Source organism: Agarivorans sp. MS3-6 (genome assembly GCF_054112545.1).
The window spans coordinates 48,959-70,399 of record NZ_CM134202.1 but is presented as its reverse complement, the minus strand read 5'-3'; the positions used below and the strand labels follow the sequence as shown (position 1 = coordinate 70,399).

General features: G+C 42.6%; 16 protein-coding genes and 5 tRNA genes. 5 read left to right on the top strand and 16 right to left on the bottom strand.

Annotated features, from left to right (window positions below):
• Position 1 precedes the first annotated feature (1 nt).
• From nth to rsxA, 7 genes are read right to left on the bottom strand one after another with little or no spacing between them, the layout of a single operon-like run.
• A complete protein-coding gene (gene nth, locus ACVFI8_RS00405; RefSeq protein WP_457872709.1) occupies positions 2-637 on the bottom strand; it encodes an endonuclease III in 636 nt (211 codons plus the stop codon).
• Entirely contained in the window at positions 634-1,317 is a 684-nt protein-coding gene (locus ACVFI8_RS00400; protein ID WP_457872708.1) for an electron transport complex subunit E, read from the bottom strand. Before ACVFI8_RS00400 ends, nth begins: the two co-directional genes overlap by 4 nt.
• 8 nt (positions 1,318-1,325) lie before the next feature.
• The gene (rsxG, locus tag ACVFI8_RS00395; RefSeq protein ID WP_457872706.1) at positions 1,326-1,958 is read right to left on the bottom strand and encodes an electron transport complex subunit RsxG; all 633 of its coding nucleotides are present in this window, start codon (positions 1,956-1,958) and stop codon (positions 1,326-1,328) included.
• On the bottom strand, positions 1,955-3,019 hold the full coding sequence (rsxD, locus tag ACVFI8_RS00390) for an electron transport complex subunit RsxD (RefSeq protein WP_457872705.1): 1,065 nt from the start codon (positions 3,017-3,019) through the stop codon (positions 1,955-1,957). The genes rsxG and rsxD overlap by 4 nt, the downstream gene beginning before the upstream one ends.
• Positions 3,012-5,252: an electron transport complex subunit RsxC gene (gene rsxC / locus ACVFI8_RS00385; RefSeq protein WP_457872704.1), complete on the bottom strand. Its 2,241-nt coding sequence runs from the start codon at positions 5,250-5,252 to the stop codon at positions 3,012-3,014. Before rsxC ends, rsxD begins: the two co-directional genes overlap by 8 nt.
• Entirely contained in the window at positions 5,253-5,813 is a 561-nt protein-coding gene (gene rsxB, locus ACVFI8_RS00380; RefSeq protein ID WP_248715411.1) for an electron transport complex subunit RsxB, read from the bottom strand.
• Between the two features lie 9 nt (positions 5,814-5,822).
• Positions 5,823-6,401: an electron transport complex subunit RsxA gene (gene rsxA / locus ACVFI8_RS00375; RefSeq protein ID WP_248715412.1), complete on the bottom strand. Its 579-nt coding sequence runs from the start codon at positions 6,399-6,401 to the stop codon at positions 5,823-5,825.
• A gap of 346 nt (positions 6,402-6,747) precedes the next feature.
• Here rsxA and nrdD point away from each other — a divergent pair, with 346 nt between their 5' ends.
• Both nrdD and nrdG read left to right on the top strand, forming a co-directional pair.
• Entirely contained in the window at positions 6,748-8,868 is a 2,121-nt protein-coding gene (gene nrdD / locus ACVFI8_RS00370; RefSeq protein WP_248715413.1) for an anaerobic ribonucleoside-triphosphate reductase, read from the top strand.
• Positions 8,869-9,342, top strand: a complete 474-nt coding sequence (gene nrdG, locus ACVFI8_RS00365; RefSeq protein WP_248715414.1) for an anaerobic ribonucleoside-triphosphate reductase-activating protein — start codon at positions 8,869-8,871, stop codon at positions 9,340-9,342.
• Here nrdG and ACVFI8_RS00360 read toward each other — a convergent pair.
• From ACVFI8_RS00360 to ACVFI8_RS00335, 6 genes are all read right to left on the bottom strand, one after another.
• On the bottom strand, positions 9,339-11,183 hold the full coding sequence (locus ACVFI8_RS00360) for an EAL domain-containing protein (RefSeq protein WP_248715415.1): 1,845 nt from the start codon (positions 11,181-11,183) through the stop codon (positions 9,339-9,341). The two genes, nrdG and ACVFI8_RS00360, sit on opposite strands and share 4 nt — an antisense overlap.
• A gap of 924 nt (positions 11,184-12,107) precedes the next feature.
• Positions 12,108-12,183, bottom strand: a tRNA-Asn gene (locus tag ACVFI8_RS00355).
• A 27-nt stretch (positions 12,184-12,210) separates the two neighbouring features.
• Positions 12,211-12,286: transfer RNA gene (locus ACVFI8_RS00350), tRNA-Asn, on the bottom strand.
• A gap of 28 nt (positions 12,287-12,314) precedes the next feature.
• Positions 12,315-12,390, bottom strand: a tRNA-Asn gene (locus ACVFI8_RS00345).
• Positions 12,391-12,423: 33 nt separating this feature from the next.
• Positions 12,424-12,499: transfer RNA gene (locus ACVFI8_RS00340), tRNA-Asn, on the bottom strand.
• A 27-nt stretch (positions 12,500-12,526) separates the two neighbouring features.
• Positions 12,527-12,602, bottom strand: a tRNA-Asn gene (locus tag ACVFI8_RS00335).
• Positions 12,603-13,255: 653 nt separating this feature from the next.
• Here ACVFI8_RS00335 and uvrB point away from each other — a divergent pair.
• The gene (gene uvrB, locus ACVFI8_RS00330) at positions 13,256-15,247 is read left to right on the top strand and encodes an excinuclease ABC subunit UvrB (protein ID WP_457872703.1); all 1,992 of its coding nucleotides are present in this window, start codon (positions 13,256-13,258) and stop codon (positions 15,245-15,247) included.
• Positions 15,248-15,294: 47 nt separating this feature from the next.
• On the opposite strand, the gene tpiA is transcribed toward uvrB, so the two are convergent.
• Entirely contained in the window at positions 15,295-16,047 is a 753-nt protein-coding gene (gene tpiA / locus ACVFI8_RS00325; protein ID WP_248715417.1) for a triose-phosphate isomerase, read from the bottom strand.
• A 115-nt stretch (positions 16,048-16,162) separates the two neighbouring features.
• Positions 16,163-16,939: a YdcF family protein gene (locus tag ACVFI8_RS00320; protein ID WP_248715418.1), complete on the bottom strand. Its 777-nt coding sequence runs from the start codon at positions 16,937-16,939 to the stop codon at positions 16,163-16,165.
• A 217-nt stretch (positions 16,940-17,156) separates the two neighbouring features.
• Between ACVFI8_RS00320 and ACVFI8_RS00315 the strand changes: the two genes are divergently transcribed.
• The gene (locus ACVFI8_RS00315) at positions 17,157-18,347 is read left to right on the top strand and encodes an amino acid aminotransferase (protein ID WP_248715419.1); all 1,191 of its coding nucleotides are present in this window, start codon (positions 17,157-17,159) and stop codon (positions 18,345-18,347) included.
• A 68-nt stretch (positions 18,348-18,415) separates the two neighbouring features.
• Here the strand turns inward: ACVFI8_RS00315 and ACVFI8_RS00310 are convergent, their stop codons facing one another.
• Complete coding sequence (locus ACVFI8_RS00310; RefSeq protein ID WP_248715420.1) at positions 18,416-19,636, bottom strand: GGDEF domain-containing protein; 1,221 nt, start codon at positions 19,634-19,636, stop codon at positions 18,416-18,418.
• A gap of 177 nt (positions 19,637-19,813) precedes the next feature.
• On the opposite strand from ACVFI8_RS00310, the gene ACVFI8_RS00305 reads away from it, so the two are divergent.
• Positions 19,814-21,352 (top strand): DUF3369 domain-containing protein, encoded by a 1,539-nt coding sequence (locus ACVFI8_RS00305; protein WP_248715421.1) that lies wholly within the window; start codon positions 19,814-19,816, stop codon positions 21,350-21,352.
• Positions 21,353-21,441 lie beyond the last annotated feature (89 nt).

Sequence of the window (21,441 nt, the reverse complement as noted above, 5' to 3'; positions counted from 1 at the left end):
CTTACAGCTCCACCTTATCTTTAAACTCACACAAATCTTCAATAATACAACTACCACAACGGGGTTTGCGGGCTATGCAGGTATAACGCCCGTGTAAGATAAGCCAATGATGCACATCAACCTTAAACTCGGCAGGAACAACTTTAATTAGTTTCTCTTCAACCTCTTTAACGTTTTTACCCATAGCAAATTTTGTACGATTAGACACGCGGTCGATATGGGTGTCTACGGCTATTGTTGGCCATCCAAAAGCAGTGTTAAGGACAACATTCGCGGTTTTTCTACCAACGCCAGGTAAGGCTTCTAGGGCTTCTCTATTCTCGGGTACGATGCCGTTATGCTGTTCAAGCAGAATTTTGCAGGTCTTAATGAGGTTTTCAGCTTTTGAATTAAATAGCCCTATGGTTTTGATGTAACCCTTCAGTTGCTCTACGCCTAAATCATAAATAGCTTGAGGGGTATTCGCTATGGGGTAAAGCTTGTCGGTAGCTTTGTTTACCGACACGTCGGTAGCCTGGGCTGATAATAGTACCGCAGCCAATAATTCAAAAGGGCTACTAAAGTTTAGCTCTGTGGTGGGGTGAGGGTTGTTATCACGAAGCCGAGTGAGGATTTCTAAGCGCTTTTGTTTGTTCATAGTTGCTGAGTACTTTCCGTGGTGGTTACTGCGGTTTGTTGTTTGGCTTGTACACGGTTATCAATAATGTTTTTAAGCGCAATGATGAACCCCATCACTAGAAATGCGCCGGGTGGTAAGATTGCGACTAAAAAGTGTTCATTAAAATCAATCAATTGAACATAGAGAAATGAAGCCCAGTCTCCTAGTAGTAACTCAATCCCGTAGAATAGACTGCCATTGCCTAATAACTCTCTTATTGCCCCTACAAGCGCTAAAACCAAACCAAAACCAAGACCCATCATTAATCCGTCAAAAGCGGCTGCTTTTACTTGGTTTCGCGCTGCAAAGGCTTCAGCCCGACCAATAATTATGCAGTTGGTGACGATTAAGGGTATAAAAATTCCTAGGTTTTGATACAAGCCGTAAGTATAGGCATTCATGAGTAACTGAATACAGGTAACAAATGAAGCTATCACCATGACAAACACAGGAATTCGAATTTCTTTAGCAACCCATTTTCTAATCAGGGAAACGGTAGTATTAGAGGCAACCAACACCAACATGGTTGCTAGGCCTAAGCCCAGGGCGTTGGTTAACGTAGAGGTGACTGCAAGCAGTGGGCATAAACCAAGCAGTTGCACTAAGCCGGGATTGTTTTTCCAAAGGCCTTGCCACGCTAATTTTTTATATTCAGTCATTGCAGTCCTTAACACCCTTCGGCTAGCTGTTCTATTTTTTGTTGATTACGTGAATGGTAAACCAACACATTCTTCACCGCTTTAACCACCGCTCTAGGCGTAATGGTTGCGCCGGTAAATGCATCATATTGTCCGCCATCTTTTTTCACCGCCCATCGTGTATCCGTTTCGCTTAACAGCTGCTGTTGCTCGAACTGGTAGATCCAATCCGATTTACGGGTTTCAATTTTATCACCTAAACCTGGCGTCTCGTTATGCTGTACTACTCTTACGCCGCTAACCGTTCCGTTTACATTGATTCCGACCAATAGTCGAATGGCTCCACTATAGCCATCGGGTGCGGTAACCTGATAAACATAGGCCTTGGTTTGATGATCCAATGTGATTAAGCGAATTGAGTGAGGTTTATCAGTGCCCAAATATTGCTGGTTAATATCTTGGTAACAACGTTGAGTATAGAGGCTCGCTGCTAATGAGGCTGATAGCACTTCGTTGGTGGACCTCAGTAATTGCTTTTGTACCTGCTCTTCGATGCGCGGTTCAGTAAAGTAATTGACGATTACAACCAACAGGGTACAAGCGAAAGCAAACAGGGCCAACATGCCAGCATTCTTCGTTATAGATTGACGTTTAGTCGTCATTTTTTACTTCCTTCGCCGTAACCATAAACCCTCGGTTTGGTGAAATGATCTATCATTGGTACCGCCATGTTGCTGAGTAACACCGCGAAGGCAATAGCATCGGGATAACCACCATAGTTACGGATGACAAATACCAGTAATGCCACCAGCGAGGCGTAAATTAAGCGTCCTCGATTACTGGTTGCAGCGCTGACGGGATCGGTAAGAATGAAGAATGCGCCAATCATAGTTGCACCCGAAAATAGCTGAATAAGTGTCGGGATCGAATGATCAGGATTTATCGCACTCGATAATAAACTGAGTAGCAGTAAAGTGCCCAGAAAGCCTACTGGTATATGCCAACGAATCACTTTTAAATAAACCAGCGCTAAACCGCCTAACAAATAGGCTAAGTTAATCCATTGCCAACCTATTCCAGCTAAGCGACCAAATACCGAATGACTCGCAATTTCGGTTGAAGTAAAGCCCAACGTTAACTGAGTTTTCATTTCATCTAAAGGTGTTGCGATGGTGTGGCCATCAATGCTTGCGATTTGTTTAATGCTAAAACCATCTAGTGTAAAGCTACTAAAAATAAGTGAGATACCATCTACACTACTCAAGCTTTCCGTCAGTAAGCTTTGCGGAGGCATCCAGCTGGTCATCGTGACGGGGAAAGAAACTAATAACAATACGTAGGCGGCCATGGCGGGGTTAAAGATATTATGGCCTAACCCGCCGTATAGGTGCTTAACCACTAAAATGGCAAAACTACTCCCTATAATGGTTATCCACCAAGGCGCGTAAGCCGGCATGGCTAAACCTATAAGTACACCGGTTACTAGGGCGCTATTGTCACTGAGCGTTGCCCACACTGGGCGTTTACGCAGTACCATAACAAGCGCTTCACTGAATATTGCCATGAGGCTAGCCAATAAAACTTGAACTAAGGTACCTATGCCAAAAAAATAGCTTTGCACCAATAAACCCGGTACTAAGCATAAAATAACCCAAAACATTAAGGTGTTGGTTTTAAGTGGTGTTCGGACAAACGGAGAGCTTTGGATTTTGTTATTACTCATCGTTTAGTTTCTCTTCGTTTTGTTGATTGGCGAGTTTTTTGGCTTTGGCTCGAGCGACAGCAGCCGCTACCGCAGGGTTAACCTTTTTCTCTGCTTGTTGGGATACGTCTGCAGTCTCTGCTGTTTCAGCTAACTTTTTGGCTTTGGCTCGAGCGACAGCAGCCGCTACAGCAGGGTTAACCTTTTTCTCTGATTGTTGAGATACGTCAGCAGTCTCTGTTGTTTCAGCTAACTTTTTGGCTTTGGCTCGAGCGACAGCAGCCGCTACCGCAGGGTTAACCTTTTTCTCTGCTTGTTGGTTGGCTTCTGCAGGCTCAGAGAGATGCTTGGCGTCGAGTTTTTTCGCTTTAGCTCTTGCAATAGCAGCGTCTACAGCGGGGTTTGTCGCTTTAGCGCTGGTCTCTTCCTTAGCCTCTTCCGCAACCGGTTTACCCGCTGCCTTTTTAGCTTTGGCACGCGCAATAGCCGCTGCAACGGCGGGATTAGACGATTGGCTGTTGGCATCTTCTGTCGTACTGTCAGCGTCAGTCTGGTTAATACTCTTTTTAGCCTTTGCACGAGCAATCGCGGCCGCCACTGCAGGGTTAGACGAGCCCGCATTATTTTGTTTTTCTGCTCGGCGTTTAGCCTTGCGGGCTTCTCGCTGAGCAATGGCATCTTGGTTGTCGGGGATCCATTCGCCAGTTTCTGTTTGTATTGCGTTTGGCGCTTCAGTGCCTTTTTGTTTAACGCGAGCGAGAGCCGCAGCGACCGGATCGGGTTTCGAGCTACTGGTGTCGCTAGTTGTTTGGCTCTGTCTACGCAATGCTGCTTGTTGGTGTTTAGCTTTACGTTCTTGCTTGGCTTTCTCTAAACGAGCTTGGCGAGCATCAAAGCGTTGCTTGGCTATATCAGCCTCTTGTTGAGCGACGTCTTCGGCTTTAATCTTGGCTTTAGCTGTTCGGTAGTGTTGCACTAAAGAAATTTGGCTAGGGCATACGAAGGCGCAAGCACCGCATTCGATACAGTCCATCATGTTGAAATCACGTGCTTTTGATAAGTCGTTACCTTGAGCGAACCAATATAGTTGCTGGGGCAATAAACCCATAGGACAGGCTTGCGCGCACTCGCCACAGCGAATGCATGGGGATTCTTTAGCGGCTGCTTGAGGATCATTAACGATTAAGCAGTTAGTGGTTTTTACTACCGGAGCCGAGTTACTTGGTAGCATAAAGCCCATCATTGAGCCGCCCATAATTGTTGGAGTGGTACTGGCTGCTTGCAATTTGTTCGCTATCACGTCAGCCACCGAGGTGCCTATAGGTACCCAATAATTGCTCGGAGAGGTAACTAAATCACCGGCTAAGGTAACAATTCGAGATATCAGAGGCTCCCCAAGTGCTACCGCGCGATGTATTGCATAAGCGGTACCTACGTTTTGAACCAGCATTCCTAGGTCTAGCGGTAATTGCTGAGCAGCAACTTCTTTACCTGTGAGCACTTGGATTAACTGTTTTTCTCCACCAGAGGGATACTTAGTCGGTATACTTCGAATAACAATGCTTTCATCGGTATTCGCCTCTAGCGCATGAATAGCCGCGGGCTTATCGTCTTCAACCGCGATTATAGTGAGTTGAGGTTTAAGTACTTTCTGTAGTAATCGAACACCTTTGATAATCTCTTCAGCATAATTTTGCATTAAACAATCATCGGCCGAGATATAAGGTTCACACTCTGCGCCATTGATAATCAATACGTCTAGTGGCTTATGTGGAGTGATCTTTAATGCAGTAGGAAAACCTGCTCCACCCATGCCAGAAATGCCAGATTGGTGAACCCGTTGGCAGATTAACTCTGGTGTTTGTTGTTCTTCAGTTAAAGGGGCCGGCCATTGCGCATCTTGTTGCTCTGAATCCACCTTAATCACTACGCTCAGCTCTGGTATTGCCGATGCATGAGCGCTCACTCTTGGTTCAATAGCAATCACTTCGCCAGCGCACGAAGCATGAACTGGCGGAGCTTGGAAAAATTGCGATTGTGTCAATGCTTGACCACGCAAAACTTTTTCGCCAATCGACACTAATAATTTTCCGGCACTACCAATATGCTGCTGTACAGGAATACTCAATATTTCGGGGTCAGCGATGCGTTCTGGTATATCACAGTTAATGTTTTGCTTATTGGTTTCAGGATGCACACCACCTTGGTAGCCCCAAGTGAAACCTTGTTTAATTTTTTCTATCCAAGCAACCATCTATTTTTGTTCCTCAATGATTGCTACGTCAATTTGGTTTAGTTGCCAATCCCAGTTTTTAGTCGTCGTAGGCAAGGCACGCATTTCAATACAATCTGTAGGGCAGGGAGCAACACACAACTCACAACCGGTACACTCTTTAGTAATTACCGTATGCATATGTTTATTCGCGCCCATTATCGCGTCTACTGGACAGGCTTGGATACATTTTGTACAACCTATGCAAGCATCTTCAATAATAAAGGCCACTTTTTTTCGGTCATCATCTTTAACCGCTGATTCATCCAGTGGAATGGCTTCAACACCTAATAACTCGGCTATTTTAGCGACTGTTTCTTCTCCGCCAGGAGGACACTTATTGATGGCTTCGCCATTGGCAATGGCTTCAGCGTAGGGTTTGCAGCCGGGGTGACCACACTGCCCACATTGAGTTTGTGGTAGTAAGGCTTCTACTTGATCGGCAATCGGATTGCCTTCGACTTTATATTTGATCGCGGCGTAGCCTAAAATGGCGCCAAATATCAAAGCTAATAGAGTGATTGCTACTAGGGCTTCTAACATATTCCAATACTACTTAATTAAGCCGGCAAACCCGACGAAGGCTAAAGACATTAATCCGGCTGTGATCATGGCGATCGCAGCACCCTTAAACGGAACCGGGATATCTGCAACAACTAAGCGCTCTCGCATCGCGGAAAAAAGAATCAACACTAGAGAAAAGCCTGCAGCTGCACCAAAACCATAGATGATTGATTCAAACAAATCATGCTGTTCGTTGATGTTTAATAAGGCCACCCCTAAAACCGCACAATTTGAGGTTATTAATGGCAAATAGATACCTAATACTCTATGTAAAGCAGGGCTGGCTTTTTGCACAAACATCTCGGTAAATTGCACGACTACCGCAATCACCAGAATAAAGCTCATAGTGCGCAGGTAGATAATATCTAGTGGTGCTAATATATATTGCTCCACTAAATAAGAGCTCATTGAGGCTAAAGTCAGTACAAAGGTTGTAGCCAAGGCCATACCAATAGCCGTCTCTACTTTACTAGAAACGCCCATGAAGGGGCATAAGCCCAAAAATTTAACGAGTACAAAATTATTGACCAGTACAGTACTAATCAATAACAACAAATATTCAGTCATTTAAGTAAGATGCAGCGAAACCAGCGGCTATTATCCTCGTTTAATCACCGTATAACAACCGTCAGTTCAATGTGGGAAAGGAACCAATAATTTGCCGTGATAAATGATACATTTCTGAGCAAACAAATTAAGTTATTTAGCTTCGATTGATCTTGATCATTTGAATTTGCTTTAACGATTAAATCACTCGACTACCATATCTAGTGGGATCTACAATTTGTCACCACAATATGTGGATAAGCGCTCCGCTTGGCTTTTTTCAGACCTTTTGTCTTTCCAGCCCTTTAGTAGCGTGATGTCCAGTGTTTTTTTAGTTAAATGAGTGAGATAAATTGGAGCATAAATCGTGAAAACAGTCGTGATAAAACGTGATGGAAGCCGTGTACCTTACGACGCAAAGCGGATTGTAGACGCAGTACTGAAAGCTGCTGAAGCTCTAGGTGTCAAAGATAACTTAGTTGCACTACAAATTGCCCAACAGGTCACCGAGCAGTTTTTAACTCAAACAGAAGTTGATATTAACGATATTCAATCGTCGGTAGAAAACTGTTTGATGGAGAGCGACAACAAAACTTTGGCTCGTGCTTACATCGAATATCGCCACGATAGAGACGTGGCTCGCGACAAACGTAGTGTGCTTAATAGTGAAATTAGAGGTTTAGTTGAACAAAGCAATGCTGCTTTATTAAATGAAAACGCCAATAAAGACAGCAAGGTCATTCCTACTCAACGCGATCTATTAGCAGGTATTGTGGCTAAGCACTACGCTAAAACTCACTTGCTTCCAAGAGACGTAGTTAAAGCCCATGAAGCGGGTGAAATTCATTTTCACGATTTAGATTACGCCCCATTCTTTCCTATGTTCAATTGTATGTTGATTGATCTTGAAGGAATGCTCACCGGTGGATTTAAGATGGGCAATGCCGAAATCGAGACGCCAAAGTCGATTTCGACGGCTACCGCGGTTACGGCACAAATTATTGCCCAGGTAGCTAGCCATATCTATGGCGGCACAACCATCAATCGTATTGACGAAATTTTGTCTCCTTACGTATTAAAGAGTCACGAAAAACATTTAGCCACAGCTAAACAGTGGAATATTGCTGACGCAGATGCTTACGCTAAGGCGCAAACAGAAAAAGAATGTCACGACGCATTCCAATCGCTAGAATATGAAGTAAATACCTTACATACCGCTAACGGTCAAACACCGTTCGTTACCTTCGGATTTGGCTTAGGTTCGTGTTGGGCTTCACGCCTTATTCAACGGTCTATTCTAGAAAACCGTATTGCAGGGCTTGGCAAAAATGCCAAAACAGCGGTATTCCCTAAACTGGTGTTTGCCATTAAAGATGGCTTAAATCACAAGAAGGGCGACCCAAGTTACGATATTAAGCAACTGGCCCTTGAATGTGCGTCTAAGCGTATGTATCCCGATATTCTTAATTACGAAAAGGTAGTGGAAGTAACGGGTTCATTTAAAACCCCTATGGGTTGTCGTAGTTTCTTAGGTCCCTACCAAGAAGATGGCAAAGACATACATGACGGGCGTAACAACTTAGGCGTGGTTAGTTTAAACCTGCCTCGTATAGCGATTGAAGCAAAGGGCGATGAACAGCGCTTTTTTGAACTATTAGAACAGCGTTTAAGTGTGGCCAAAATGGGCTTAGATACTCGCATAGAGAGATTAAAAGGGGTGAAAGCCAAAGTTGCACCAATTCTCTACATGGAAGGGGCATGTGGTGTGAGGCTAAAAGCTGAAGATGACGTCTCTAAAATCTTTGAAAATGGTCGAGCTTCAATTTCCTTGGGGTATATTGGTCTTCATGAGACGGTTAACGCCTTATATGGTAACGACCACCACGTTTATGACAACAAACAGCTGCAACAAAAAGCCTTAGGTATTGTTACGGCTCTAAAACAAGCCACGTTACGTTGGGAAAAAGAAAGTGGCTATGCATTTAGTCTTTACAGCACACCAAGTGAAAACTTGTGTGACCGTTTTTGTCGTTTAGATGCCAAAAAGTTTGGCGTAATTCAAGATGTTACCGATAAAGGCTACTACACCAATAGCTTTCATTTAGACGTAGAGAAAAAGGTAAACCCATTCGATAAAATTGACTTCGAATTGCCATATCCGTCGGTAACCAGTGGTGGCTTTATTTGCTACGGTGAATACCCGAATATGCAAAATAATACTGAAGCACTGGAAGACGTATGGGACTATAGCTACAGTCGAGTGCCGTATTACGGCACTAACACCCCAATTGATGAGTGTTATGAGTGCGACTATACCGGCGAATTTAACTGCACCAGTAAAGGTTTTGAGTGCCCATCATGTGGTAATTCAGAAGCTAGCAAGGTGTCAGTGACACGACGAGTATGCGGCTATTTAGGCAGCCCCGATGCGCGCCCGTTTAACTACGGTAAGCAAGAAGAAGTTAAACGACGAGTCAAACACCTGTAAATGAATTATCTAAGTTATCATTCGGTTGATGTGGTAAATGGACAAGGTACCCGTTGTACCTTGTTCGTTGCTGGATGCGAGCATCAGTGTCGTGGCTGCTACAACCAAAAATCTTGGAGTTGCAATTCAGGCCACTTGTACACCGAACAACTTGAACAACAAATTATTGATGACCTAAACGATCCTCGTATTCGGCGTAAAGGTTTAAGCCTTAGTGGCGGAGACCCTTTACATCCGAACAACGTAGCAGCGGTGCATCGTTTAGTTCAACGGGTAAAAACCGAGTGTGTAGGCAAAGATATTTGGTTGTGGACGGGTTATCTATTGGCAGATCTAACCGCCAAACAACAAGCAGTAGTTAAGCTTGTTGATACCTTAATAGACGGAAAATATGAGCAAGCCTTAGCCGATCCTAAATTGCAGTGGCGTGGAAGTAGTAACCAAGTCATTTACCAACAACCTCTGCACAACTAGCTAATTAGCTCAGGTCGAGCGATTAAGTAGCCTTGTAAGCTATCAACATACATAGATTCTAATAATTGCTTTTGTTCAAGGGTTTCAACGCCCTGAGCGATAACCTGACAGCCTAAGCGATGTGATACTTCAACCAGCATACTGACAAACTGTTGGTTGGTTTTATCTTGTTCAAGTTGATGAACTAAATCGCTACTAATTTTCACGTAATTGGGTTTTAGCTCTTTAAATAACTTAAATGAGCCAATGCCATTTCCGAAATCTGCGATTGCGGTGTGGCAACTATTACGGCGCAATACTTCAAATAGCTTCTTGGCATTATTTAAATACATGTCTAACACTTCTTCTTCAAGTTCAAACACGATTCGAGATTTTAACGTGGGGTAGGTCAGCAGTGTTTGCGTTAGCCATTCGCAAAACTCTGGGTCGATCAAAATAAGTTTGCTTAGGTTAATACCCCAACGGTACTCTGCTTTTTGGTTAGCAATGGTTTTTAATATGAAGGCTATCGTGGCTTTTTCTAATGCCACTATCATATCTAGGCGCTGAGCCATGACTAAAGTGGTTTCAGTAGGTAACTGTTGATCTCTATCAGACAAGAAGCGGATGAACACTTCATGATAAGCGGGCATGGTTCTGTGTAAGGATTGTATCGGCTGAGCTGCTAAGCGGAAGTTTTTCTTGGCAATTAGCGAACTAATAGTACTGTGCCATTGTAATTCACTGTTCTCTAGCGTTTGGCTGTCTTCTAGTACTATCTCCCACCCATTAGGCGATAAGCTCTGAGCTATCGCTACAGCGGCGTCTGCACGGGCAATGACCTTCTCAATACTATCGCCAGGTTTTATCTCGGTGATACCGGTATATGCCGCACTTTGCATTTGCTTATTGTTGGTGTAGTCGTTCAGAGATGATTTAATACCTTGGGCAACTTGACTCACGCGGCTAGCAGGAAAGTGAGGTATAATTAGCGCAAACTCTGCTCCGAGCAGGCGATATAACAGGCTGCTGTGGTATTCTTTGCGGCAGTAATCAACGATCTTTGCCACATCTTTAATGTAGTCATCACCTGCTTGATGGCCGCGGGCTTTGTTTATATCTTGAAGCTGTGAGGCCCTCACTAGAAACAAAACGGTATCTTTAGCGTTTTCTTTTAATAGGCCTTGCATCTGCTGGCGAAAAGCATGTCGATTTAGTTGGCCGGTTAAAGGATCTAAAGCTACCTGCTTTTCTAATTGTTTTATGGCGTGCTTTTGTTGACGAATCTGCTGAGTTAATTCTAGCTTTTGTTCTTTTATCAATTCACCAACAGCGCCCAACACAGGTTTCTCATCAACTAAACGCTCGGCACTAATTAATTTTTTGAGTTTTGATTTGACCCGGGAAATGGCACGCAAGTACAGCATACTTGTCAAAAAGTAACCCAAAACACATAAACTAGCGATGGTTAAATACAGCTTTAAATACCCGTCACTAACAAACTCAAAGGAAGGTTTGAAGTTGACTTGGTATTTACCAACCTGAATGGTCTGCAAGCGTGTTTTAGCGGGCTCGGCAAGCTCTACTAGCCAGTGTTGAGTTGGTCCCACCAGCGCCAAAGTATTATCTATCGCTAACTGAGTAGAAATAAAGCTAAGCTTATGATGGTCTCGAAGCTCTGATAGATAATCTTGATTAAGTTGACTTGCCTCGCTTAACTGTAAGCTGAGTAGGGCGTTAATTTGCTGGTTTTCTCGTGCTAAATCTAATTTAAAAAGCTGTACGTGTACCCCAACCAGCGCAACCCACAATGCGATAAATAAGAAAGCATTTACAACAAAGAATGTTCTAAGACCTTTCATATACATCCTGTACAATAAAGCATCATCCGTAACCGCCTATGATACATGCAAACAATAGACTTATCTATCAGATGGTTAGCTGTTTAGCAGTTAAATATAATATTAAGATGGTTGGTTTGCTAAAGAAATGCAAGAAAAGACGAGAATTAGTACACTAATTGTTTAATTTTTACGTGCTTTTAGCCATTCCAGCAGCGTGGCCAAAAATGCAGGAGAATAAGCACTTTCATCTCCAAGGCCGGGCTTATCCCAACTAAAAACAGCAAAGCCAGCGTCGAGTATCACTTGCTAGTAACGTCGTAGTATTCATTAGTGTCATAGGGCATTTCGCCATCGCCCGTTATAAAAAACGACTCCTTTTATCTATTCCGTATTGGCTGATGTTTTGTAATAAGCAGCAATCGATATTCGCCATGTTGGAAGGTAGGCCGTTCTTCGATGGATTTGGCCAGTGCGAAAGTACTACTGCTAATTATAATAAGTGTAATAAATAGCTGAGTGAATCGCTTTGGTTTCATGGTTTGATTCCCCTTAACAAAATATTATAGCGCGCTTGGTGTGTGACTTGATTACCTATCGACTTAAGTCTTCCTTGATTGGTTACGAAAACCGCAAAAGAAAGACAGAAAATAATCTGAGTATAATGGGAGGGGGTAGTGGGATTTGCCTAATGAACAAAGGGGCGGGTAGGGTTCAAGTCTACGGTTGGCGCGAACTCTTTTCTTTTAGTTAGCCTAACAGATTGGGTTTGGCTGTAGATGATGTAGTTGCTTGCCACGATGGAGATTCCGTTCGATAAACCACAGAGATAGTGTCGCTGTTTATCTATTGGCTCAAAGGTCTAAAGTTAGCACATTTATCAATAGGAAATGGCGAGGAGGAGATTCAAAAAAAGACGTCATAAGACGTCTTTTTTCTGGAATTTGGCTCCCCAGGTTGGGTTTGAACCAACGACACATGGATTAACAGTCCACCGCTCTACCAACTGAGCTACTGGGGAATTATAAGGTATATCTAGATAGTTAAGTGGCTCCCCAAGTTGGGCTTGAACCAACGACACATGGATTAACAGTCCACCGCTCTACCAACTGAGCTATTGGGGAATTCTTAAAATCTATCTAATTATATGATTGGCTCCCCAAGTTGGGCTTGAACCAACGACACATGGATTAACAGTCCACCGCTCTACCAACTGAGCTATTGGGGAATCATATAAGGTCTAACCTATTGTAATCAAGATTGGCTCCCCAAGTTGGGCTTGAACCAACGACACATGGATTAACAGTCCACCGCTCTACCAACTGAGCTATTGGGGAATCTTGATTTGTACTTAAACTAGGATTTGGCTCCCCAGGTTGGGTTTGAACCAACGACACATGGATTAACAGTCCACCGCTCTACCAACTGAGCTACTGGGGAATCGCTTTGCTTAAGTGCGGGGCGCATAGTAATAATTGCCCCTATAGCTGTCAACTACTTCTACATCAAAAATGAGATTTTGTGTCTGTTTGCTCAAACTACATGCAGTTATGAGCAAATGCTGATCAAAACTCGATCTGTTGGTACAAAAATTGGTCAGCAGTGTAAATGAAGATAAAACATAAGCAACATTCAGTTAGCTTACACTGAGTTTTTTTATACACAACTTCTAAAAGCCTTTGATGCTGCCCGTTTGCGATAGTTATCCACTGATTTTGTGGATAACTATGTGCATCAAATTAAACAATCTCTCTGTAGCCCAATGAATATAGGCTATCAGCGTAAAATTGATCTAAATCTGTTTATTGTGATTACTTATTAAAAACAATGACTTACATTATATTTGGAGTAAAAGCTCAAAAAATAGCCGCGACTAAAATTTTTTATGTACATGTAAAAAAAAGTGTGCATTACTTTTCATTACAATAACGTTACTGTCCCCAAAATAGCCGTTTCTGCTACAAAAAGCCAAATGCCACTATAGTATTCTGAGTCATTAGGAAATGATTGTGAGATACAATACTGATGTTTAATCTGGCGTCTATTAAAGTAGAATGTAAACTTATTGATTTTTGATGACTGGTTACTATGCAATGAAAAAATCTTTTGAATTAGTGTCTGATTACAAGCCCGCCGGAGACCAGCCAAAAGCGATTGACAGTTTAAATGAAGGTTTGGTTGATGGACTCGCTCACCAGACTTTACTTGGTGTAACAGGCTCTGGTAAAACCTTCACTATTGCCAATGTTATTGCTGAACAAAATCGCCCAACAATTTTGTTAGCGCCGAACAAAACTTTGGCTGCGCAACTGTATGGTGAAATGAAAGAATTTTTCCCAAATAACGCCGTAGAGTTTTTTGTCTCATATTACGATTACTATCAGCCAGAAGCTTATGTACCAACCACCGATACATTTATAGAAAAAGACGCATCAGTAAACTCTCATATCGAGCAAATGCGCCTATCCGCCACCAAGGCCTTATTAGAGAGAAGAGACGTAATATTAGTGGCGTCTGTGTCTGCCATTTATGGTTTGGGTGATCCTCAATCATATTTAAAAATGATGCTTCACCTTAGTGTTGGCGATCTGATTGATCAGCGCGCAATTTTACGTCGACTCGCCGAGTTACAATACTCCCGAAATGACGCTGCTTTTCAGCGCTCTACTTTTAGAGTAAGAGGGGATGTGATTGATGTATTTCCCGCTGAGTCTGATAAAAATGCAGTAAGAATTGAATTATTTGACGGTGAAGTAGAGCGCTTAACCAGTTTTGACCCCTTAACTGGTGCCGAAGAAGCCGTAATGGCCAGAACGACTATCTTTCCTAAAACTCACTACGTTACCCCGCGAGAAACCATCCTTAATGCTATTTCGTTTATTAAAGAAGAGTTGAACGAGCGTAAAAGTCAGCTGTTATCGGCCAACAAATTGGTAGAAGAACAGAGGATCTCGCAACGCACATTATTTGATATCGAGATGATGAACGAGTTAGGTTATTGTTCGGGGATCGAAAACTACTCCAGATACCTATCAAATCGTGCACCAGGCGAGCCACCTCCAACGTTGTTAGATTATCTACCCAATGATGGTCTGATGGTGATAGACGAGTCTCACGTTACTGTTCCGCAGATAGGCGCGATGTATAAAGGTGACCGATCACGTAAAGAAAACTTAGTTAACTACGGTTTTAGGTTGCCCTCGGCCTTAGATAATCGCCCCCTTAAATTTGACGAGTTTGAAGCTATTGCCCCACAAACTATATTTGTGTCGGCAACACCCAGTAAATTTGAACTAGATAAAACCAACCAAGAGTTCGTAGAGCAAGTGGTTAGGCCCACCGGATTATTGGATCCTGAAATTGAAGTTCGTCCAGTGAATACGCAAGTGGATGACTTGCTATCAGAAATTGGTATTCGCACTGCAATTAATGAGCGGGTGCTGGTCACTACACTCACCAAACGTATGGCTGAAGATTTGAGTGAATACCTCACTGAGCATCAGGTGAAAGTAAGGTACTTACATTCCGATATTGACACCGTAGAGCGGGTTGAAATTATCCGAGACTTACGCCTAGGTGTATTTGATGTATTGGTAGGCATTAACTTACTGCGTGAAGGCTTAGACATGCCAGAAGTGTCCTTGGTGGCAATACTTGATGCAGACAAAGAGGGTTTCTTGAGATCAGAACGCTCATTAATACAAACTATTGGTAGGGCTGCTCGCCACCCGCAAGGTAAAGCTATTTTGTACGGGGATAAAATCACTGGTTCTATGGAAAAAGCCATCAGTGAAACCAAGCGGCGTCGTGAAATTCAGCATAGTTACAATCTGGAAAATGGCATCGTTCCACAAAAACTCAATAAAAAAGTGGTGGATATAAGTAACTTTGGTAAAAGCAAAACACTTATGGCTGCCGAGCCTAAATCAAAATATATTGCTTTATCACCAGAGTCCTTGCTAAAGAGCATTGCACAGCTTGAAAAACAAATGATTAACCATGCTAAAGAATTAGAGTTTGAACAAGCCGCCGCTGTGCGGGATGAAATAGCCGAAATGCAGCAACAATTAGTAAAATTAAGCTAAAAAAAAGCCGCTGTAATAACAGCGGCTTTTTCAATGTAATAACTAAATTAGTTTGCAGCAGTAATAATTGCGCCAAACTCTTCAGCCATTAGCGATGCGCCGCCAACAAGAGCGCCGTCGATGTCTGCTTGAGAGAACAATTCTTTAGCTGTGGCTGCTTTAACGCTGCCGCCGTATAAGATTTGTACTTTTTCAGCAACGGTAGCACTTTGTGCAGCCAACCAACCACGAATGTGAGCGTGAATAGCTTGAGCTTGCTCAGAAGTCGCTGATTTACCAGTACCGATAGCCCAAACAGGCTCGTATGCGATAACTGCATTTGCTAACGCATCGATACCACAAAGGTCGATAACCGCTTTAAGTTGAGTTTCAACAACAACTTCAGTTTTACCGGCTTCGTTTTCTTCGTCAGTTTCACCAATACATAGTACAGGTACTAATTGGTTTTCTTGAATCGCTTTAAATTTTGCTGCAACAACCGCATCAGTTTCGTTGTGGTACTGACGACGCTCACTGTGGCCTACAAGGCTGTAAGTACAACCAAATTCTTTCAACATAACTGGAGAGTTTTCACCAGTGAATGCACCAGAAGTGTTAACACTTGCATCTTGTGCACCGTAAGCGATTGGAGCATCACCGACTAAAGCTTCAACTTGACCCAAGAATACTACTGGTGGGCAAATTGCTGCTTGCACGTTGGTAGCAGCTTTAGCTGGCTCGATTAAACCATTTACTAATGCAGTAACCGAATCTTTAGTACCGTTTAGTTTCCAGTTACCCATTACTAGAGGTGTTCTCATTGCGTTTCTCTCCTTTAAATAAATTGGCTCGATTATAGTGAATAAATTACAAAAACGTAGTGTTTAGCGAAAATTACTTAGCTAAAACTGAAAATTGCTGATCTAAAACAAACGATTAAGAAAAATAAGCACGAATTTTTTGCCACCACACACCTAACTTCTCATGCCACAGTGCATCATAGCGGTACATAAAGCGTGCATCAGGCAAATATTCGTAAAGTCTTTGTTCTGCTTGAACTTCTTTTCCTAAATAATCGGTAGGAACGGGGCTAATGTTGCTAGAGTATTTTTGAAAATGCTGTAAAGCGCGCTGCATATGAGTAGCACTGGTGACTAACGCCGTGGGGCGTTGTCCTATGTAGGTAGAAATGACCGCCGCTTCTTGTTCGGTATCTCTGGCTTTAGGAATAGTAATTATATTGGCTGGGGGAATATTAGCTTGTGTTGCTACCTTTTCCATTAACTCAGCGTTGCTATTAGGATCGCTACCGCCATACCCTGAAACAATTAAGCGACTTTGTGGGTTAACTAGACTAAGTTCGATGCCTTTCAAAATCCTAGCCAGTGAAGAGCGGCTTAACTGCTCAGTGGGGGATAATAAAGGGTCACTAATATGGCCGCCACCTAACACCACGACAAAATCGAAGCTATCGACAACATTGCTAGGCACGTCTACTTGTCGCTCGTTGGTTAATAATTGTTGGTTTACCCACCAAGGGTTACTCGTGACAATTAAAATCAACAGCGCCGGGAGTAATGTGGCTGCCGCTCGGTAGGGGCGCTTGGTTAAGCCAAAGTAAAAAGATAGCAGTAAAAAAAATAGGGCGATATTAAGTGGCATCAACAAAGAGCCTAACCATTTTTTTACGATAAAACCTAAACTTAAATCCATATAGCTGGGTCTCTTGTTAACGCTACAGACACTTTTATAGTAAGCGATGACATGGTGTCATAATTGTGGTTTAAAATTAACAAAAATAGCTGCTTAATCCAAATTAATGCGTTAAATCAACATTTACCCGATATTTTTTTGTCCACCTAAAGACAGCCATAATAACTTAGGGTAATCTTTCGCAGAATACAGGTAAGTAACTAGCAGTGAGGAAAATATGTTTGAGCGCGTAACCGCAGCCCCAGCGGATCCTATCTTAGGATTAACTGAAGCTTTTAAAGCTGACCCAAGTCCCAGCAAAATCAATCTCGGTGTAGGTATCTACAAAAACGAAGCTGGCCAAACGCCAGTGTTAGACACCGTTAAAATTGCAGAAAAATACCTTTTAGAAAACGAAGCCACCAAGTCTTACCTTAGTATTGAAGGTAATCCCGCTTACGGCACCGAAGTTCAAAAGTTATTGTTTGGCGAAGACAGTGAAATAGTTAATAGCCAACGCGGATTTACGGCTCAATCTCCTGGTGGTACAGGCGCATTACATAATGCTGCAGAATTTGCCTACAACCATTTAGGTATTCGTACTGTTTGGGTAAGCAATCCAACGTGGGCTAACCACGGCAATATTTTCAAAGCGCTTGGCTTAGAAGTTAAAGCTTATGACTATTACAACGCTGAAACCAAAGATTTAGATTTTGACGCCATGCTTAGCTCTTTAGAGCAAGTATCAGAAGGCGATTTAGTGTTGTTCCACGGGTGTTGTCACAACCCTACTGGCATTGATCCCACGGTTGAACAATGGCAACAATTAGCCGCATTGTCAGCGACTAAGAAAATTCTGCCACTGTTTGACTTTGCCTACCAAGGTTTCGCTAAAGGCGTAGAAGAAGACGCAGCAGGCCTACGTATTTTTGCTAAAGAAATTAAAGAGCTGTTAGTCGCAAGTTCGTTCTCTAAAAACTTCGGTTTGTATAACGAACGTGTTGGCGCATTCACTTTAGTTGCTGAAGACAAAGAGCAGGGTGCCGTTGCATTCAGTCAAGTTAAAGCAGGCATTCGTGCTAATTACTCTAACCCGCCTTCACATGGTGCTGCGGTGGTAACGACCATTTTGCAAAACCCAGAGCTAAAAGCTCAGTGGCATGCAGAAGTGGCAGAAATGCGTGTTCGTATTAAAGAAATGCGCGATTTATTTGTTGCCACTCTAGCCGAGAAAGGGGCCACAGGTGATTACAGCTTCATTCAACGCCAAAATGGCATGTTCTCGTTCTCTGGATTAAGCAAAGAGCAAGTCACTATCTTAAAAGAACAACATGGGGTTTATATTGTTGGTTCTGGCCGTATTAGCGTAGCGGGTATGACTAAAAACAACATGCAAGCACTGTGTACGGCGATTGCTGCAGTCGTTTAATGTCTATCAACAAAAAGGGTTAAGCGCTTTAAGGCTTAACCCTTTTTTTATGCCCTGATTAATTTACATTAACCAACCACCACATTTCTGCCCTTATTCTTGGCTTTGTATAAGGCGTTATCGGCGTCTTTAATGACTTCTTGGGCATCGTAATGTTGGCTGGATTTCTCAGCAACCCCAATGCTCACGGTGATTTGTACCGTCTCTTTAGGCTTAGCCTCGTTATCACGACGAGACTTATCACTTTTTTCGCGGCTGTTTTTGTCTCGTATGACAAAGGGGGTTTCCGAGATAATCTCTCGAGTGTCATCTAAAAAGGCAATAGCGTGATTCAGCTTCTTACCCTTAAAAAGTACCGTGAATTCTTCACCGCCGTAGCGAAACACTTGTCCACCGCCTTCAATTTGGTCTAACTTAGCCGCCACCATCGCTAACACGTCGTCGCCGACATCGTGTCCATAGGTGTCGTTAAACTTCTTGAAGTGGTCTATATCTACCATGGCCAAGGTATAGTTTTTGGACAAGCCTGCTAGTTTTTCAAATAACATGCGCCTGCCTAATAAGCCGGTTAGCTCATCACGATAGGCCAATTCGTGAGAGGCACTAAATCCGCTAAATAACATAATCAGTAAAGAGGCGGTAAAAAAAACTGACGAAATAGCTTCTCTATCTAAAAAGATTATCGGAAAGGTGCTAGCAACAAAGCTAAAGAATAAGCCGATAGAAATACTGGTTGGTTGATTAATAAAACGAACAAAGGCCAATACCGAGCAAAGCGTTAACAAGCCCAAGGCATTTAAGCTTATGACAAAGCCATCGATGGGCCTGGGCGTAAACCAATTGTCAATGTGAGCAACTATAGAATCGCTTAAAAAATCTACGGTAATTGCAATCGCGATCACCTGTATTAGCAAGATACAATAGCAAATCCATGCTCTGCGAGTCCTGCTGCCGTTTTCTCTTATAAATTGGTTAGCCACCAAATTAATGGGAATAAATACACACACCAGTGCGTAGGCAACTCGGGCTTGCGCTACATCGAGCGGTTGTTGTAGGTAACTAAAAATTAGCCAATAACTGAAAGCGTTAACAAAAACCACAACCACTAATTGACGACGGTTAAACTGTAAAGCGAGTATCGCTGTAATAGCCGCTAAGCCATAGGGCAGCCAATAAATAATATCTCGGGTATTCGAGGATAAGCTGGAATACCACATTAACATACCGGCAGCCATTGCTAAGATAACTAAAGAAGGCAGTATGTTATAGCTTGTTAAGCGACTTTCCATAAGTTTCAAGTTATTGAGTTTCAGTTGATTTTAGCTAAATCCCGGCTACTTTTAAATGATTTACTACCCAATAGCGGGCGTTAACTCTAAATTTTTGAAAGTTAGTGGATAATAGTCTTTGATATTATGCAGTTGCTGATCTAGGTTTAATGTATCTAAAAACATATGGAGCAGGGCATGAGCGACTTTCTTTTCATCGATGATTTCGCAGAGCCAGTAGAAGAAACTTCTAAGGGAACGTGGAAGCTATTGGTGATTGATGACGAGGCAGAGATTCACTCGGTCACACGTTTGGTTCTATCTGACGTAGAAATTGATGGTTACAAGTTAGAATTTTTATCCGCTTATAGTGCCGAAGAAGCACAAAAGATTTTTGACGAGCATAACGACATAGCAATAGCTTTGGTTGATGTGGTGATGGAAACTGATCACGCCGGACTAGAGTTGGTTAAATGGATCAGAGAAACTAAAGAAAATCATGCCACTCGCTTAATTTTGCGTACTGGTCAGCCCGGGCAGGCGCCCGAAGAGTCGGTTATCAAAGACTATGATATTAATGACTACAAAAGTAAAACAGAGCTTACCGCGACCAAGTTAAAAACCATTACCTATTCCGCGATTCGTTCTTTTCGCGATATTCAATTCATCGAACGCCATCGCTCCGGTTTGTTGCAGGTGATTGAATCAACCTCTTTAGTACTCAAGAGTAAAACCCTTTATCACTTCGGCTCAGCGGTACTTAAACAACTGGTTGAGCTATTTCAGTTAGAAACATCAGCGATGTATATCACCACTTTGACCGAAGACGTACTTCATCATCAGTCTTTTAATGTGTTGGCCGCAACCGGTGATTTTGTCACCAACGAACACAACGAATACAATTTTGACCAAAGTAAAATTCCAGAAAACGTTAAGTCTTTACTCAAGAGAGCATTAGACGAACGAAAAACATTGGTTACCGAAAGCTGTTATGTCGGTTTTTACCCGACCGATAATCGCAGCGTCAGTTTGTTGTATGTTCAACATGAAAAACCACTGGATGATATTGAGAAAGGCTTGTTAGAAGTTTTTGCTACCAACATCGCGTTAACCTTTGAAAATTTGACCATCAAAGAAGAAATTCAAGATACTCAAAAAGAGCTGATATTTATTATTGGCGATGCCATTGAACAACGTAGCAAAGAAACGGGATCGCATGTTAAGCGGGTTTCTTTAATTTGTGAGTTGATGGCCCAAAAACTGGGTTTTGATGCTGAGTTTGTTGAAGTCTTCAAGCACGCAGCGCCTTTACACGATTTAGGTAAAATAGCGATCCCCGAATCAATACTACATAAACCTGGCAAGTTAGACGCAGAAGAGTGGGAAGTAATGAAAACCCATGCGCAAATAGGTTATGACTTGTTGGCTGACTCTAACAAAATTATCGCGCGTTTAGGGGCCGAAATATCCTTATGTCACCATGAAAAATGGGACGGTTCAGGCTACCCAAGGCAACTAGCTGGAGAAGATATCCCTCTAGTGGGACGTATCATGGCTATTACTGATGTATTTGATGCACTAGGCTCTAAGCGATCTTACAAAGAGCCATGGTCAAACCAACAAATTAAAGAATTTATCATTGAGCAAAAGGGCAAACATTTCGATCCTAGTTTGGTTGACTTGCTGGTTAACGATTTTGATGAATTTCTCGCAATTAGAGACACTTACCCTGATTAATTATGCTTAGATAAAATACGCCACTTAGCGAAGTGTCGTATTGAGTTTCAATAAAAAAAAGCGCATGCTCTGTGCCATTATTCCCCGCC